Source organism: Symbiobacterium terraclitae, assembly GCF_017874315.1.
Classification (GTDB): Bacteria; Bacillota; Sulfobacillia; order Symbiobacteriales; family Symbiobacteriaceae; genus Symbiobacterium; species Symbiobacterium terraclitae.
Window position 1 is genome coordinate 12,162 of sequence record NZ_JAGGLG010000041.1, and the last position, 15,795, is coordinate 27,956.

Consider the following 15,795-nt stretch of genomic DNA (forward strand, 5'->3'; position numbering starts at 1 on the left):
ATCCGGCGGAAAATGCAGTGATTCAGCGCTTCCTGATGCAACCACCTGCCGCTTCCGAGGCGTCTAATAAGGTGGCTCGTATCAAGGTGGCTCGTATCGGGCGAGCCGAAAGGAGGTAGAAGACGTACATGTTGCGACGACTCCGCTCGTCTGTCGCACTGCTCCTCACGCTGGCCATGCTGCTCGCCCTGGGGCCTGTGCGGCCGGCGGTGGCAGCCGAGGAGTTGTCCGAAACCGAGGCGGTTGAACTGCTCCGGGAGTACGGCATCGTACTCGGCGATCCGGACGGCAGCCTGCGCCTGAACGACACGCTCACGCGCGAGCAGGCCGCTGCCATCTTCGTGCGGGCTTACGGCATGTCTGACCTGGCGCAGATGATGGCGGATGCGGTGCCCTTCCCCGACGCCCAGGGCCGCTGGAGCTCGGGCGACATCGCCATGGCTTACAAGCTCGGGCTGATGAGGGGCGACCCCTCCGGCATGTTCCGCCCGGAGGACCGCATTACCTATGCTGAGATCCTCACGGTGCTCCTCCGCATGGTGGAGCAGGAGCCCACCGGCCCCTGGGACCCCGAGGGGATCCTGAGCAAGGGCCGGGCCCTGGGCATCACGCCCCCGGGCGTGAGCGCCGGCGAGAACGGGGTGCGGGGCCGGGTCTTCTGGGCGCTGGCTTCCACCCTGGTGAACGTGCCCCTGCGCGACGCGCCGAACCTGCTGCGCAAGTACATTGACCAGACACCGCCTGACCTGCAGGTCGACCCGGTGGTGGCAACCACCACGGAGGCGCGCCTCGAGATCACCGGCAGGGCCATCGGGGCGCACAAGGTGACGGTCGGCGGGAGCCCGGCGACCCTGGACCGCCGCACCGGCGCCTTCTCCCACTCCATCTCGCTGGACCTGGGGACGAACAAGGTGACGGTGGAGGCGGTGGACCGGGCCGGCAACAAGGCCGTCAAGACGCTGTCGGTCGAGCGCAAGGGCGTCGCCAGCCGCATCACGATCACGGGGCCCAGCATCGTGCCGGCCAACAGCAGCCAGCGGCTGGAGGTGACCGCCACCGATAACCGCGGCAACCCCGTGCCGCTGGAGGACGTGGAAGCGACGGTCACCCAGGGACTGGCCACCTTCGACACCCGCACCATGACCCTCACGACCACCGACAAGACGGGGCGCGGCACGCTGACGCTGCAGGCGGGCAGCGCACGCGGCTCGTACACCTTCCAGGTCTACGGCCCCTCGGAGAAGGCCGCCTCCCTCGAGGTGCTCGAGATCAACAAGGGCCACGCCCCCGCCGTCGGCAAGGAGACGACGGTGACCGTGCGGGTGCTGGACCAGAGCGGCAAGGTGCTCTCCGACGACTACTTCCGCACGATCACGCTCCGGACGTCCGGGATGAGCGGACTCACCCTCTCCAACAGCACCGCGCAGACCGAGAAGGGTGTTGCGACCTTTACCCTCAAGGCGTCGCGCGAGGGCACGGCCACGCTCACGTTCTCGTCTCCGGGGCTGCCGAGCGTGGAGCGGGAGGTGCAGTTCCTCGAATCCCCCCGCATCGTGCTCACCGCGTCCCCCAAGACGCTGAAGCCCGACGGCTCCAGCAAGGCCACCATCAAGGCCTCACTGGTTGACGAGAACGGCAAGTCGATCACCAACAACTCCGACCGGGACATCCTGGTGGCCCTCACCGCCACGGGCACGGACGGCTACTTCGAAAACGAGCTGATCATCATCCCCCGCGGCAAGTCGAGCTCCAGCGGCGGTGACGCGTCCTTCGTGGCCGGCGAACTGCCCGGCACCGCAACGATCCGCGGCGAAATCATCAGCAACCACAAGTATTCGGTACAGAACCTTTCCCTGCCGGTCGACCAGGGCATGACCGGCTCCCGGTTCGACATCACCTTCAGCCCCTCGTCGCCGAAGCCCGGCGACCCGGTGAAGGTGACCGTGCGGGTGCTGGACGGCTCGAACAAGCTGGTGACCACGGGCTCCTACGCCTTCCAGCTGAAGCTGAGCACCAGCAACAACGACCGGCTGATCAACGGCATTCCCGAGGGCGTCACCCTCACGTTCCCGGGCTCCGGGTACTACCCGGTGGATGACGGCCGGCCGGCCTCCAGCCCCGACAACGACCCGATGAGCGTGGTGGGCCGCACCACCAAGGGCGTGGCAGAACTTACGCTCACCTACGGGCGCAGCGGCACGGTGACGATCACGCCGGTGCCGGTGGGCGCAACCTACGAGGCCTACAACGGCACGGAGTTCGGCGGGGCGGCCTCGTCCATTGGTTTCTACGCCCCGGCGAAGGAGATCTCGTTCGCCGGCACCGCCAGCAAGGTGATCCTCACGGTCGACTCCGACCTGGGCAAGGACCAGGCCGGCGGAGCGGTGAGCTCTGCCAAGCAGCTGACGGTGCGGGCCAAGGTGGTTGACGCCTACAACAACCCGATCCCCGGTTACCGGGAGTACGCCACCCTGGAGCGGCTGGCCAATGGCGACGGCGTCACCCGCATCACCGGTGCGAACCGGCGCCTCACCAGCGACGGCGTGGCCGAGTTCACGGTTTACGCCAGCGCGGAGGAGGGCTGGGACCAGTACCAGGTGCGGGTGGGCAGCCTGACCAGCGCACCGCTCACCATCGCCGTGAACCGGCGTGCGCCGCTGACGCCTGAGGTCATCGCCATCCACGGCGTGAAGAGCGGCGGCCTCTCGCCGGTGGGCGGCTACGTGGGACCGGACGCGGACTACATGGAGATCACGCTGGCTAACCAGGATTCGCTCAACCTCGACCAGCCGACGAACTTCGTCGTCGCCAAGGTATACCGGAAGGGCGAGTCCAAGCCCTTCTACACCAGCGAGGCCATCGACCTGGCCAACGGCGTGCCGACCATCCGCATCCCGCGCAGCGCGCTGAAGCTCGGCACCTACTACTACGAGGTCGTGGTGAACAACGGCTACGCCGACAGCCCGCGCTCCCTGGCCCTGGATGACTACACCATGGCCACGGTGGTGGACTACAGCGGGACCTACAAGCTGAGCAGCGCCACCTACGACGCGGTCACCGGCCGACTGACGCTCTCGGGCAGCAGGCTGACCTCGAACGGCAAGGTGGACGCCGGCAAGATCCGCATCGTGGACGGTCCGGAGGTGCTGCGGCTTGACCCCGATGTGGTCGAGGTCACCTCCATCTCCTCCTCCTCCGTCGTGATCCTGCTGCACGGCCAGGCGGCCGAGCTGACGCCCGACCGGTTCCACGGCCCAGACGTGTACGTGGAGGCCGACGCCGGCTGGTTCGTGAACAAGGAGGGCACCCAGTTCGCCGAGCCGGCCACCAAGGTGCCCGTGAAGCCGATGGCCACGATCACCGAGGCTGCGCTGGATCTCGGCGGCAAGCGGCTCTACGTCTACGGCGAGGGCTTCCGCCAGGGGTCGCTCAACCTCACGGCGATCGGCATCACCGACGGCGGCGAGCCGGTGAAGCTCACCAGCAAGGACAAGACGGCGGCGACGCCCACCGACGGCCAGATCGTCGTGAACCTCTCCAACGAGACGGTGGCGGCGCTGAAGGCACTGACCGGGTCGCAGCTCTACATCGTGGCTGACGCGGGCTGGGTCTACAGCGGCTCGGGCTCCAACGCCGCCCGGGTCGGTGCCATCGAGGGCACGGGCCATCCGGTCTACAGCCGGGCCACGGTGACCCGGGCCGAGTACGACCGGGCGACGGGAACGCTGCGGCTGACGGGTACCAACCTCGCCGGCGCCGTGCTCGACCCGACGAAGCTGGAGTTCCGCCGGAACACCAAGGACGCCGGCTGGAGGCCGTCGTCGGCGACGCCCGCTGCGGTGGGCCACCCCGATAACGATGTGATCGAGATCCAGTTCTCAGCGGACGATGCAGCGAAGTTCGTAGCTGAGTTCGGCGGCCGTGTGGTCTACATGAACACGGCCGAGGGCTGGCTGACGGACGCTTCCGGGCGACGGGTGCTGCGGCTGCCCGACTACTCGGTGCAGTTCACGGTGCCCGCGAAGTAGGGCTTCCAACATTCCCCGGATCGGGTGGAGCGGTTCCTGCGCCGGGCATTACAGGGTTTTCACGGTGGCCGTGGAATCTCTTTCGTGGCGCACTGGTTAGCTGCTCCACCCGTCGGGGTCTGGGCTTCCGTTTAGGCTCCCTTTCGGCCCTCACTACTGCCCAAGGAGGAATCGCAGACGATGTCAAGAGTCCTCAAGAGATCTTGGCTGGCCACGCTGGTGTGCTTGGCCTTCCTGATCTCGACCGTGGTTCCGGCGCTCGCCGCTCCGGTGGGCCCCTCGTCACAGGACGAGGCGATCGAGTTCCTGAAGGAGCTGAAGATTGTTCAGGGTGACCAGTTCGGCAACATCAACCCCACCGCCAACATCACCCGGGCCGAGTTGGCCAAGATCGCCGTCGCCGCCAACGGCCAGGGCGACCTGGCGCCGATCCTGGCGAGCGCTGTGCGCTTTGCGGACGCGCAGGGCCACTGGGGCGCCGGCTACATCGAGCTGGGCGCCCGGATGGGCCTTCTGAAGGGCCGGGACGAGCAGACCTTTGACCCGGATGCGAACATCACCTACGCGGAGGTCTACACCATCCTCCTCCGGATGGTGGGCCGTGAACCCGTGGGCGTGTGGAATCCGGAGACCATCATGCAGACCGCTGCCCAGCTGGGCCTCGCCCCTGCCGTGGGCGCCGAGGCGCTGGCCGGCCTCCCGGCGGTGCGCGGGGTCATCTTCGAGTCGCTGGCCCGGGCGATGACCACGCTGCCGCTGGCCGACGGCAAGACCCTCGCCCAGAAGTACTTCGACAGCGAGCCGCCCGTTCTGACGCTCTCCGGCTCCATCCCCGAGGCGACCGTGGCGGAGTCCGTGACCATCTCGGGCACGGCGACCGGCGCCCACAAGGTGATGGTGAACGGCGTCCAGGCGGTCTTCCAGAACGGGCAGTTCAGCGCCGTGGTGCCGCTGCAGCCGGGTCCCAACGCCATCACCGTGGTGGCCTATGACCTGGCCGGCAACGAGGCCTCCAAGACGATTACCGTGACCCAGGGCGGGGAGGTCGCCTCCATCGCCATCAGCGGCCCGACGCAGGTCAACGCGGGCGAGTCGGTCACGCTGACCGTCGTGGCCAAGGACGCCCAGGGCCGCACGATGCCCAACAGCCTGCTGACCGCCTCGGTGAGCGGCGGGCTCGGCACCTTCGACGTCAACACGGGCAAGTTCACCGCCGGCAGCAAGGCAGGCGTCGCGACGATCACCCTCTCCGCCAACGGCGTGAGCGAGACCTACCAGGTGGCCGTGCTGGGCCAGGCGGCGGAGGCCGTGGGCCTGCGTATCCGGCCCGTGTCGGCGGGCGCCTTCACGGCCGGCAAGAGCGGCAAGATCGAGGTTGAGGTCGTCGACCCCGAGGGCAGGCTCGTCGCCCACGACGGCGGCCGGAACGTGATCCTCTCCAGCCGTGACTCCGGCCTCACCGTGACCAACTCCGTCGCACAGACCGTCGGCGGCGTGGCCACCTTCACCGTGACCGCCAGCGAGGTCGGCACCTACCTGGTGACCGCCACCGCCATCGGGCTGAACAGCGACTCCACGGAGATCAACTTCGCCAGCAGCACCCGCATCGTGCTGGTCCCGACCACCGAGGGCCCGTACAAGGCCGACGGCACGACGCCCGTGCGGCTGAAGGTCGAGCTGCAGAACGAGGCCGGCAACCCGGTGACCAACACCACCGGCGAGGCCATCGTGGTCGAGCTGGACGTGAACGCCGATGACGTCGACGTAACCAACCGGGTGAGCATCGCTGACGGCGGCCGCTCGGCTGAGGCCACGGTGATCCCGGGCGTCGACAGCAAGACGGTGACCGTGCGGGGCATCGTGACCAGCGGGCAGCCGTACAGCGTCATCCCGGTCTCGCTGCGGTTCCAGGAGATCCAGGTCGGCCGGGCCGCGAAGTTTGAGGTGGGCGGGGCCGCCGCTACCCGTTATCCCGGCACCCCGATCGAGCTCCGGGTGACCGCGGTTGACGACCAGGGCAACCGGGTCGAGGGCAACTTCGCCTTCCAGGTTGAGGTCACCACCTCCAACAACGATCCGAAGGTCGACGGTGTTCCCGAGGGCGTCCTGATCACGATCGGCGACACGGGCTTCGTCCCGGTGGCTGACGCGGCCGACGGTGTGGTTGCCCGTACCCGCAACGGCACCGCCACGCTGACGCTGCAGTACAACAAGAGCGGCACGGTGACGGTGAAGGTGATCGGCGTCCGTGGAACCAGCGAGGCCATCGCCGACAACGGCGAGGTGGGCTCCGCCTCCTCCGGCGTGGGTCTGACCGGCGAGACGGTGGCCACGTACGCGGGCCAGGTCGGCGGCATCGAGCTGACGGCCGCGGTCCCGTCTGCCGGGGTCACGGATATGGACGCCGGCGTGCTCCGGGCATCCGCCTCCTCCAGCGTGCGGATCAGGGCAGTCGTGCGCGACCAGTGGGGCGGGCACCTGCCGGTTGACGGCGGGTACATCACCATCACCCGCGACGGCGACGATGCGACTGCGGTCACCCGCGTGATCGGCGGCAACAACAAGAGCGCTTCTGAGCGGGTCCGCGAAGGTGTTGCCGAGTTCACCATCTACGGCAACGGCAAGGCGGGAAGCGATACCTGGACCGCCACCTACGGCACCTACACCGCCACCATCACCATCCATGCAGTCGACAGCAAGCCTGATCAGCCGGTAATCGACGACATCTACGGTGACAAGAGCCACGAGAGCAACCGGATTCAGCCCTCTGACGACTACATGGTGATCGAACTGGGCAACGCGCCGGTGGCGGGCTATGCCAAGGTCTACCGCAGCGGCAGCTCCAGCCCCATCTACACCGGCGCCATCCGCACGGGCGGGCTGGTTTACGTCCCCCGGAGCGCATTGCGGGAGTCCGACCGCTACGCCGTGGTCGTCAACAACGGCTACGGGGACAGCGCCAAGTCTGACCTGTACCCCGCCGATCCCGACGGGCGGGTCGTCGTCGAGACTCCGCTGAAGGTCAACATCTCCAAGGTCCGCTGGAACGCCTCCGGCGACGACAAGCTCACCCTGACGGTCACGGCCTCCGGCGTCCAGAAGGGCGGCGAGCTGGATCCGACCCTCATCTACCTGGAGAACCAGACCACCCGCATGCGGCGCTACCTGGGTGGCGCGGATTGCACGCTTTCCACCGGTTCCTTCACCTGCGACCTCTCCCACTTCGGGTTCACGGCCAACGACTTCTACGGCAAGGTGCTCCTGGGAACCGAGGTCGGCTGGTACCGGCGTGACGCTGCCGGGCAGGTGGCCGACGCGGAGGAGACCCTGTCCGACAACTACGTGACGCCGACGCCGCAGCTCGAGTACGTCTCCGTGGAGAAGGCCGACAAGGGCGGCAAGGTGTACCTGCACGGCTCCGGCTTCAGCGGCAGCACGATCTACCCCGGCCGCCTGAGCATCGGCGGCACGGCGCTGGGCACGTCGTCGGCCACCGCCAAGCCGACCAGCAACTCCGTTGTCAGCTTCACCGTCTCGGAGGAGATCATGCAGGCGATCGCCGGTGCCAGCAGCCTCGACGGTACGGGCGGCTGGCTGGTCAACTCCGGCAGCGGCAGCCTGCCGGTCTACGGAGTCCCCATCCGGGCCCGGGTTGAGGTCAAGGCCGTCTCGTACAACCCGGGGACCAACGTGCTCACCCTGCACGGCTCCGGCCTGAACGGCGACCTCGCCACCAGCGGCCCTGATACGCTCGCTTCCGGCGTCCTGGTCTTGAAGGACCAGGCGGGCACCGAGGTGCTCGACCTCGGCGGCGCCGAGATCACCAGCCAGTCTTCCAGCGCCATTCAGCTCACGCTGACTGCTGCGCAGGCCGACGTGCTGGAGGAGCAGAACGACAAGGGACAGTGGGTCCACTCCCGCAAGGTCTACCTGCGGTCCGAAGGCACGTGGCTCACCGTCGACGGCCGTCCCGCTCCTGCGCTGCAGAGCGGACTGCTGCTGGCCTGGTAAGCCAGCTGGCGAACTGGAACAACCCTGGCGGGTAATCCCGCCAGGGTTGTTTTCTTATCCGGACAAGAGACTCGTCTGGCTGCACACACACGAGGCGGCCAGGCAGGCCCGCCCGGTACAACCTGGCGTCAGCGCCAACGCAGACAGGGAGCGCAGCCAACAAGCAGGGCGGGGCCTGATGGCCCCGCCCCTGCTTCGCGTAGGGCTGTCCCGCTACTTGCGCTCCATCTCGTAGGTCCTCGCCCCGTCTGGCCCATCGATCGTGATGGTGGCGCTGTCGGCATCCGTGATGACCCACAGCCGGAGGGAGTTGGTATAAGCCCGGATGGTGTAGGTCGCAGTCGGCGTGCCACCGCCCGAGGCGGTATCCCGCACCAGGGCATACGAGCCACCGGTGCGATCCATGATGACGGTGAACTCGATGGGGTCCTTCACCTGGTTGGCCTGCGCCTTGTTGCCGAACTCATCCACCGCGTAGACGGTAATCTGCACCGCCTCGCCCTTCTTGTAGGTGATGGGCGTGGCATCGAGCAGTTCGACATGATCGGGCGTACCGCCCAGAATGCGCAGGGTCGCCTGCCCGGAGACCGAGTTAAGGCTCGTGTCGTCAGACACCTTCAGGCGGTAGGTGCCCTCCTTGCGGGCGATGAACGTGGCCTCGTAGTAGCGGCCGTCCGCGTTCCACGTGAAGCCCGGCAGGTCGGCATCCTCATCGCCGTCGTTGATGGCCTCGGGATCGATGCCGCCCAGGGCCAGGCGGCCCTCGAACTCGTCGCCGCTCCACTTGAAGCCGCGGGCATCGGTAACGGTGACGCGCACCTGCACCTCATCGCCGGCCGTGGCCTGGGTCCGCTGAGACCCGTTCACATACGTGGACACGGAAATGGTCTTGGCCACGGAGGTCACGATGTGGAGGTCCGCCTCGGCCTCAACGGTGTCGCCGTTCGGCAGGGTGGCCTTGGCGTAGATCGTAAAGTCAGGCACGTAGTCCACGAGGCGGATCCGGACGCTCGCCTTGCCCTCGGAGTCGGTGGTGGTGCGATAGCTCTTGTAGGCGCTGCCCAGGCGGGCGTACTCCTGCGGGTCGGCGCTGAACTCGACGCGGATGCCGGACTTCGCCACGTTGTTACCGTAGTCATCCTGAAGCCGCACGGTCAGCGTGTAATCGGTGTCCGGCAGCACGTTGAGAACTTCCCGCTCGAACGCCAGGCGAGTGGCTTCCCCTGCTGCAAAGGCCACCGTGCCGGAGGCGCTGGTCAGACCGCTTGCGCTGGCCGTGACCTTGATGCTGCCGGTGATCCCGCGGGACTGAACCCGCACCGGGACTTCCTTCTCGCCCCTGGCGAAGAAGACCTCGCCCTTGCCCTTGTTCAGGTCGACTTCCTCCCAGTAGCCGTCCTCGTCCTGGTACTCGACGTACAGCTCCTTGTCGGCGTCGTTGTGCGAGAAGGTCAGCGTGACGGTCGTGTCCTCGTCGGCCAGGACCGGCACACCCTGCGGGTCGGTCAGGCTCAGCTTGAACTCGTAGTACTCGCCCTCGGCTGCCGTGGCCGGCTCCTTGCTGACGGGGGTGAAGACCAGGTTGCGCGGGGCCCGGGCGTAGACGGCCTCAACGGTCTTGGTCACGCTCTTGAGGCCGGGTGCGGTCGCCCGCAGGGTGATCGTCCCCTCGGTGTACCGGTCGACAGGCTCCAGCTCAAACGGGATGGAACCGCCGGAGACGTCGATGGTCAGCTCCTTGGAGGCTGTGCCAGCGAAGTAGGCGGGACCGCTGATGGTCAGCTTGACCTCGTAGGTGTCACCGTACTCGATCCGGTTGCCCGACTGGTCCACAACCTCAATATAGCCGGTGAAGGCGGGCTGGTTGATGGCCAGGTACTTGGGCACGTCGAGGTTCAGCGCCTCGGCGACCTGGCCGACCACCTCGAAGGAGGCGCTGGCGGAGATCTCCTCGTCACCATCCTCGTAGGTGGCGATGAACTCAGCGTCAAGGCCCTCCATGCCTATGGGCACGCGCACCGTGAACGTTGCCACGCCCTTCTTCGCCTCGACCACCGCGGAGCCCACCAGCTCCAGGTTGGTATCGAGGCTCACGTCGCCCTCGAAGGTCGTGACCTTGTTGCCGTCCTCGTCGACGGCGATCACCTTGATCTCGTACTCGGTGCTGCCGTTGGAGACCAGCGTGGGCACCTCGAAGGCGAAGCTCTCGTGCTTCCCGAAGACCGAGATGACGCCCACCCCGGTCTCGCCGTCCTTGGTTGCCCGCACGGTGTACTTGCCGGGCTTCAGGGCGATAAACCGGTCGCCGTCGATGATCACGTCGGCGTAATCCTCGCTGAAGGTGACGCCGCTCACGCGGTTGCCGCTGGCGTCCCTGGCGATGAGCCTCACGGGCTCGCCGGGGGCCACGGAGTCGGTCTCCGCCTCAACGGTCGCGATCGCCCCGGCGACGATGGTGAAGTTGACCTTGACGGGCTTCAGGTCGCCGTAGGAGACCGTCAGGCTGCCGCTGCCCAGCTTCCCGCCAGCCGTGAACTTGCCGTCGGCGTAGGTGCCGTACTCCTCGTCCACGGTCACTTCGTAGTCGGTGATGCCAGTGTCGATGCCGGCGTCGTCAACGATGCTGACCTCCAGGTCGACCGTCTGCCCGGCCTTGATGGTGTTGCTGGCCAGCTTCGCCACGATGGCGGAGGCAACGCCGGAGCCCCTGGAGACTGTCACGGTCTTCTCAGCGACGTTGCCGGCGAGATCCTTGGCGCTCACCGTAATGGTGTTCTGGCCGGGCTGCAGGGCGACCTGGGCCGAGAAGCTGCCATTGGCGGCGACGGTGACCCGGTCGGAGCCCACGTAGACCTCGGCGAAGTCGCCGGACACGGTGCCCGACACCGTGATGGTGGGCTCACTGGTGTTGCCCGGAAGCGCGTTCAGCGTTACGACGGGCGGCTCGTTGTCGTGATAGGCCACGTACAGATTCTTGCCGTTCAGGCCCTGGTAGTTGTAGAAGATGTTGTCGAGCAGGGCGAAGGCCAGGCCCCGGGTGGCCGGCGCACCGGCATCGGAGAGGTAGGTGGCGACGTCCTCGGTCGAGAGCACTCCCGCCGCCACGGCCGAGGCGATCGTCTGCTTATCCCAGTCCGGCCCGCTTCCCACGGGCAGACCCAGGAACTTCATGACGAAGGTCAGGGCCTCGATGGCGGTCACGGTCCGCTCCGGCTGGAAGGTTCCATCCGGATAACCCAGCTCGAGGTTCTTCTGGGCAGCGATGTTCTTGGCGACGGCCACGTAGCCCGAGGACCAGTGCGAGCCGGGCACGTCAGGGAAGGTGGACGCCCCCTGCAGGATGGCGGCCATCTGCTCCTCGCCGAACGCACGGACCACGATGGTGACGAGCTGCGCGCGGGTCAGGGTCATATCGAGCGCGGGGCTGATCGACCCGTCGGGCATCGCCACCCCTTGCACAATGCTGTAGTGGTGGAGTCTCTCGAAGGCTGCGTTGGTGACGGCGGGACTTGGCGCGGCCAGGGCTGGAACAGCCAGCGTGAGGACCAGGCTGGACGCCACGACGGCCGACGTCAGCTTCTTCATCAGGCCCATTCCGATGTTGCCTCCTCCTCTGTTGAAGTTGGGGGCCCACGTGGACACCAGCAGACAACCCGAACCCCCGATCTCTTAATAGACGATTCATTTCCAGCAATGGTTCCTAAGGATGTGACGCCGGGCTCCACTTGCTTGTATCTATCACTCCAGGGGCAACGCTGCCCTCCTGGATGACGGGGCAAAAGGAAAGAGAGCGAAGCGCTAGGCTTCGCTCTCTTCTTCCCTGACCAGACGCACTAGTCGTCCAGCTCGAGCGTGATCGTCTGCAGCACCACGGGATCGCCATTCTCATCCTCGCCAATGATTTCCAGCGTGGCGTTGTCCGTGGCGTCGGTCACGATGTACACCTTGTAGCTGTTGGTGTACTTCTTGACTGCGACGGTCAGCGTATCGGTGCCGCCGCCGTTGGCAGACTTGCTGACGATGCCGTAGGTGCCGTTGCCCTTGTCGATCTTGACGTCGAACTCGGCACCCTCGATATCGCCGCTCACCTTGCTGGCCGGGACCTTGTTGTCGTAATCGTCAACGACGTACAGAACGATCTCCTTGACGTTGCCCTTCTTGTAGGTGATCTTGTCACCGTCATAGGCGAGGCCGCTCGGAGTATCGGCGTTCACCGTGAAGCCGCGGGTGCCCTTGACCTCGGTGGCGCTGGTCTTGTCGCTGACGGTCAGGGAGTAGGTCTTGGCCTTGCGAGCCGTGAAGGTGGTGTACCATCCGAAGTCGTCGTCCCATTCGAACTCGGGCAGGTCGGCGTCCTTGTTGCCGTCGTTGATCTCAGCAGCCTTGATGCCGCCGAGCTTCAGCGTGCCCTCGTAGCCGGAGCCAACCTTCATGCCACGCTGATCGGTAACCTGGGCCCGGACCTGGACCTGGTCACCAGCGTTGACAGAGGACTTGGCAACCCAGCCCTTGGCGTCGTCGTACACGTAAGTGCTGACGCTGATGCTCTTGGCCACGGACTTGACGACGTTCAGGGTGATGGTGTCGGACCCAGTGAAGTCATCGCCCTCGGCCTCAGCGGTCAGGACGAAGTCATTCTCGTAGTCCAGGACCCGGACCTTGACGGTGGCCTTACCCTCGGCGTCGGTGTAGGTGGTGAAGGTCTTGCCGAAGCCGCGGCCGAGGTTCGCATAGTCATCGTGGTCAGCCGAGAAGGTGACCTTGATGCCGGACTTGGCGACCGGGTTCTCGGCCTCGTCCTGCAGCTGCGCCACGAGCTCGTACTCGGTGTCGTTGAGGACGTTCAGCGTCGACTTGGTGAAGGCGATCTGGGCCAGGTCGCCGGCCTTGAAGGAGATGGTGTTCGAGGCGCTGGTCAGATCCTCGGCCTCCGCGGTGACCTTGACGTCACCCACGATGCCCTTGGACTTGACCTTGACGACGAGCTCCTTGGCGCCCTGCTCCGTATCGGTCGGGCCGGCCAGGGTGGCCTTGACCTCGCCATCCTCGAGGGTCGCCGGCGTGCCGTCGATGGTGACGGTCAGCTCGTCATCGGCGTCCTCGTGGTCGAAGGTCAGGGTAACCTCGTAGTCATCGTCAGCGCGGACGGGCACGCCGTTCTTGTCGGTCAGACCGACCTTGAACTCCCACTCCTGGGCGTTGTCCGTACCGGCCTTGCGGGCGGAGGTGGTGACGTTGTTGACGGTCAGCGCCTTCGGCGCCATGGCGAACGCAGCGGTGACCTCGGCCGTCGCGCTGGTCAGGCCCTCGGCGGTGGCGGTGATGGTGATGGTGCCCTCGCTGAACTTGTCAACGGGCTCGATGGCGAACGGCAGCGAGCCGCCGGAAGCCTCAACCACGAGCTCCTTGTCGGTGGTGTCCTCGAAGTAGGCCGGGCCGCTGATGGTCAGCGTGACGTCGAAGGTCTCGCCGGACTCCATCGGCTTGTCGAGCTGGTCGAGGATCCGGACGGAGCCGCTGAAGGCCGGATCGTTGATCGCCAGGTACTTGTCGGCCTTGAGCTCGATCTTGGTCGCGACCTGCGCCTTGATCTCGAAGGACTCGCTGGCCTCGATCTCGATGTCCTCGTCGGCGTTGGTGTAGGTGGCGGTGAAGTCAGCCTCGAGGCCGTCCATGCCGACGGGGACCTTCACCTTGAAGGTGGCCACGCCGTCCTTGGCCTTGAGCTTAGCATCGCTCACGAGGTCGAGGTTGGTCTCCAGAGTGACCTCGCCGTCGAAGTCGGTGACAGCGTTGCCGTCCTCATCGACGGCGACGACCTTCACCTCATACTCGGTGGCGCCGTTGGCAACCAGCTCGTCCTCGATGACGATGTCGAAGCTGGCATGCTCACCGAAGACGGAGATAGTGCCCTCGGCCGTCTCCTCGCCCTTGGTGGCGACGATCTTGTAGGTGCCAGCCTCGGTGGCGATGAACTGGTCGCCCTCGATGAAGGCCTTGGCGTACTCCTCGGCCTCAGCGAAGGTGGCGCCCTCGACCGGGTTGCCGTACTGGTCAACGGCGATCAGCTTGACGGCCGTGCCAGGAGCGACAGACTTGGTCTCGCCGACCACGTTGGCGATCGGGCCAGCGACGATCTCGATCTCGATCGAGGCAGGCTCGAGGCCCTCGTAGGAAGCGGTGATGGTGTACTTGCCAGCCTTGGTGCCGGCGGTCAGCTTGCCGTCGGCCCAGGTGCCGGCCTCGCCAGCGTCAACCTTGAAGTCGGTCACGCCAGTGTCAGCGCCCTCGGCGTCAACGACGGCGACCGGCAGGTCGATGGTGGAGCCGGCGACCACGCCGCCCTCAGGAGCGGTGATCTGGATCTTGGCAGCGGCGCCCGGGTTCCGGGTGATGTCAACCGAGGCGGTGCCGATGTTGCCGGCCCAGTCCTTGGCGCTGACCACGATGGTGTTGGCGCCGACGTTCAGGGAGACCTGAGCGGAGAAGGAGCCATCCTCAGCGACGGCGACCTTCTCGGAGCCAACGAACACCTCGCGGTAGTCGCCGGAGACCGTACCGGAGATCGTGACCGAAGCCTTCTCGGTGGTGGTGGCAACCGAGTCGAGCGTCACGACCGGAGCAACGGTGTCGAGCTTGGTGTAGACGGACTTGCCGCCCTCGAGACCGTTGTAGTTGTAGAAGATCGCGTCGGCCAGGGCGAAGGCCAGGCCACGGGTGGCAGGCTCGTTGGGCTCGGACAGGTAGAGCTCGACGTCGGCGTCGGTGATCACGCCAGCGTCCTTGGCGGCGGCGATCATGGCCTCGACCCAGTTGTCGCCACCGGAGACCTTAACGCCGAGGAACTTCAGGACGAAGCCCAGGGCCTCGATCGCGGTGACCTTGTTCTCAGGGCCGAAGGTGCCGTCGGGATAGCCGATGGTGTTGCCGTGCTTGGCGGCCAGGTTCATCGCGATGGCGATGTAACCGGTGGCCCAGTGGTCGGTCGAGACGTCGGAGAAGGTCTGGGCGCCGGCGAGCATGTCGGCGTACTCCTTCTGACCGAAGGCCTTGACCAGCAGGGTTACCATCTGGGCACGAGTCAGGTTCTCATCCAGCGCGGGATCCTTGGTGCCATCCTCGCGCAGGATGCCCTCCGCGATGCCGTAGTAGTTCAGCCGTTCGTAGGCGGCGTTGGCCTGCTCAGCCGTCGGGGCGGCCAGGGCAGTACCAAACAGGCCCAGAACGAGGCTGGACGCCACGACAGCGGACGTCAGCTTCTTCATCAAGCCCATTCTTTGGTAGCCTCCTTCTTACTGTAGGATCAAAGAGCTACCTTCCTCACGAGCGGTGAACATGAGGAAGCTTTATAAACGTGGTTATAGTTCGCCCCTACACGATTTCGGGGCTGGCGGGCGGAACCTGTCCGCCGTCGCCTGAACTTGATTCGTTCCTCAGGGCGCAATTCCTTCTCTCGCGCACTGGAGGAGTCTTTGGTCCCCTTGCCACAGGCTGGGGCGCCGGGTACCATTGCGCCCGCACAGGTTAACAGACGACATCGGCGGAGGGTTTGTTCCCGTTCCCGCCGCGATTTCGGGCCCCTGTTCGCGGTCGCACACACATAGACGCAGGACGGGCCGTTTTGTTCCGAGAAAACGCGCGAAAACGCGTTGAGAATCTCTGGCGATCGAGTAGACCGTAGGGTCGCCCTACGGCCTCTCACAACACCGGACATGCGGGTCACGCATCCGGCGTTTCGTCAAGCACTCCGAGTCGA

Annotated in this window: 4 protein-coding genes; 2 read left to right on the forward strand and 2 right to left on the reverse strand. The window is 66.2% G+C overall.

The window, feature by feature from the left end:
- Positions 1 to 128: 128 nt before the first annotated feature.
- Together J2Z79_RS16890 and J2Z79_RS16895 are read left to right on the forward strand one after the other, a co-directional pair.
- On the forward strand, positions 129 to 4,028 hold the full coding sequence (locus J2Z79_RS16890) for an S-layer homology domain-containing protein (protein WP_209468080.1): 3,900 nt from the start codon (positions 129 to 131) through the stop codon (positions 4,026 to 4,028).
- A 180-nt stretch (positions 4,029 to 4,208) separates the two neighbouring features.
- A complete protein-coding gene (locus J2Z79_RS16895) occupies positions 4,209 to 8,039 on the forward strand; it encodes an S-layer homology domain-containing protein (protein WP_209468081.1) in 3,831 nt (1,276 codons plus the stop codon).
- 213 nt (positions 8,040 to 8,252) lie between these two features.
- Here the strand turns inward: J2Z79_RS16895 and J2Z79_RS16900 are convergent, their stop codons facing one another.
- Positions 8,253 to 11,633 carry an S-layer homology domain-containing protein gene (locus J2Z79_RS16900; RefSeq protein ID WP_209468082.1) on the reverse strand — a complete coding sequence of 1,127 codons (3,381 nt, stop codon included), beginning with the start codon at positions 11,631 to 11,633 and terminating at the stop codon, positions 8,253 to 8,255.
- A gap of 239 nt (positions 11,634 to 11,872) precedes the next feature.
- Positions 11,873 to 15,313, reverse strand: a complete 3,441-nt coding sequence (locus tag J2Z79_RS16905) for an S-layer homology domain-containing protein (protein WP_209468083.1) — start codon at positions 15,311 to 15,313, stop codon at positions 11,873 to 11,875.
- Positions 15,314 to 15,795 lie beyond the last annotated feature (482 nt).